Origin of the sequence: Dryocola clanedunensis subsp. sulfonylureivorans (assembly GCF_016756775.1) — a bacterium.
GTDB lineage: Bacteria > Pseudomonadota > Gammaproteobacteria > Enterobacterales > Enterobacteriaceae > Dryocola > Dryocola clanedunensis.
The window spans coordinates 1-625 of sequence record NZ_JAERMU010000080.1; the positions used below are offsets into that span (position 1 = coordinate 1).

General features: G+C 47.8%; 1 tRNA gene and 2 rRNA genes. All 3 read left to right on the forward strand.

The features are described from left to right. Window positions 1-116: ribosomal RNA gene (locus HYQ67_RS23865) — 16S ribosomal RNA — on the forward strand; the annotation flags it as partial. Window positions 117-201: 85 nt separating this feature from the next. Further along, a tRNA-Glu gene (locus HYQ67_RS23870) sits at window positions 202-277 on the forward strand. A gap of 221 nt (window positions 278-498) precedes the next feature. After that, window positions 499-625: ribosomal RNA gene (locus HYQ67_RS23875) — 23S ribosomal RNA — on the forward strand; the annotation flags it as partial.

A 625-nucleotide genomic window follows, 5' to 3' on the forward strand; every position in this document is an offset into this window, starting at 1 on the left:
CAAAAGAAGTAGGTAGCTTAACCTTCGGGAGGGCGCTTACCACTTTGTGATTCATGACTGGGGTGAAGTCGTAACAAGGTAACCGTAGGGGAACCTGCGGTTGGATCACCTCCTTACCTTAAAGATACAACCCGCGTAGTGCTCACACAGATTGTCTGATGAAAGTAAAGAAGCAAGGCGTCTTGCGATTGAGACTTCAGTGTCCCCTTCGTCTAGAGGCCCAGGACACCGCCCTTTCACGGCGGTAACAGGGGTTCGAATCCCCTAGGGGACGCCACTTGCTGGTTTGTGAGTGAAAGTCGCCGACCTCAATATCTCAAAACTGACTCTTCGAGTTAAGTTTGAGATATTTGCTCTTTAAAAATCCGGAACAAGCTGAAAATTGAAACGACATGTCGTCTCATTCCTCCGTAATAAGGAATGGGAATACGATATGTTCGAGTCTCTCAAATTTTCACAACAAACGAGTGTGTCTTACGAGACATCTTCGGGTTGTGAGGTTAAGTGACTAAGCGTACACGGTGGATGCCCTGGCAGTCAGAGGCGATGAAGGACGTGCTAATCTGCGATAAGCGTCGGTAAGGTGATATGAACCGTTATAACCGGCGATTTCCGAATGGGGAAA